At 42.9% G+C, this 1531-nt stretch carries 1 protein-coding gene; it reads left to right on the top strand.

Annotation, left to right across the window (positions count from 1 at the left end; all coding sequences use genetic code 11):
* Positions 1-78: 78 nt before the first annotated feature.
* Positions 79-1467: an ISNCY family transposase gene (locus AB5618_RS21320; protein WP_161285588.1), complete on the top strand. Its 1389-nt coding sequence runs from the start codon at positions 79-81 to the stop codon at positions 1465-1467.
* The last annotated feature ends 64 nt before the right edge of the window (positions 1468-1531 follow it).

Raw genomic sequence — 1531 nt, 5'->3', positions numbered from 1 at the left:
AAAGGAAAATGTCCCAATGTAGTATAATGCTTCCATCAACAGATGGAGGTAACGATTATCAGAAAGGTAGAATTATCAATGGATGAACAAAAGAAGTATGAGGTGATCAAATCATTGGCAGATCATCCAGCCCCTAACAAGCAGAGAGCTGCCCTTACTCTCGGTTGTACTGTACGTCACATTAACCGTATGCTTAAAGGCTACAAAGAGCATGGCAAAGCCTATTTTATCCATGGCAACAGAGGACGTAAGCCAGCCAATACCATCCCCAATGAAACTCGTAATCTTGTTGTCGATTTATACCGCAACAAATACTATGATGCCAATTTTGTGCATTTCACTGAGTTATTAGGAAAACATGAAGATATCCACATCTCCCCTTCAGCGGTTATGTCTATTCTCGAAGCTGAATACATTCTCTCTCCCAAGGCTACAAAAGCTAAGAAAAAGAGAATCAAAGAACAATTAAAAGCCGATAAAAAAGCAGCGAAATCTCAGAAAGAAGCGGATCAGATACAGATTAATCTTGTTGCTCTTGAGGACGCCCATTCCCGCCGTCCCAGAGCCGCTTATTTCGGTGAACTGCAGCAAATGGACGCAACTCCCTACGAATGGATCCCCGGTCAGATATGGCATCTGCATCTGGCTATAGATGATGCTACAGGAAGGATTACCGGCGGTTGGTTTGATACCCAGGAAACTCTGAATGGCTATTACCACGTTTTCCATCAGATCCTCACAACTTACGGTATCCCCTACAAGTTCTTTACAGACCGCCGTACTGTTTTCACCTATAAAAAGAAAAACTCCCCATCTATCGATGAGGATACCTATACACAGTTTGCCTATGCCTGTAAACAGCTGGGGGTTGAACTGGGATCAAGCAGTGTGCCTCAGGCAAAAGGACGTGTAGAACGCCTGAACCAGACGCTACAGTCGCGCCTGCCAGTCGAGTTAAGACTTGCAGGCATAACGACCATAGACGCTGCCAATGAATTCCTAAACTCCTACATAAAGGAATTCAATGAGAAGTTTTCCCTTCCCATTCATGGTATCAAGTCTGTGTTCGAAGTGCAACCCCAAATTGAAAAAATTAACCTGATTCTTGCAGTTTTATGCGAAAGAACGGTAGATACCGGACACTGTTTAAGGCATTCCAATAAATACTACCGTATGATTGACAGCAGAGGCAATCAGGTCCACTACCGAAAAGGAACAAAGGTAATGTTTATTCAGGCTTTTGATGGCAGTCAATACTGCTGTGTAAATGACAAAGACATCTACGCACTGGAAGAAATACCCGAGCACGAAACAAAATCAAAAGACTTAGATATAGACTATACTCCGCCAAAACCAAAGAAGCCCCGCATTCCACCAATGAATCATCCCTGGCGTCGCCAACAGTTTGGAAAGTTTGTCAAACAGCAAGAACACCACCAGAATGATCAAGATACAAAAATTGCCTGAGGAATGAAACGAATCAATTTAACAAGCCCCAGCAAAAAGCCGGGGCTAATACTTCAATTATTTT

The organism is Ruminococcus sp. J1101004sp1_RTP21198st1_B9_RTP21198_201120, assembly GCF_040924245.1.
Classification (GTDB): domain Bacteria; phylum Bacillota; class Clostridia; order Lachnospirales; family Lachnospiraceae; genus Blautia_A; species Blautia_A faecis.
This window is presented reverse-complemented; position numbering and strand designations above follow the sequence as displayed.

What these genes read in the sequence shown, in the direction of transcription:
- AB5618_RS21320 (WP_161285588.1), top strand. Translation starts at nt 79, where the DNA reads ATGGATGAACAAAAGAAGTATGAGGTGATCAAATCATTGGCAGATCAT.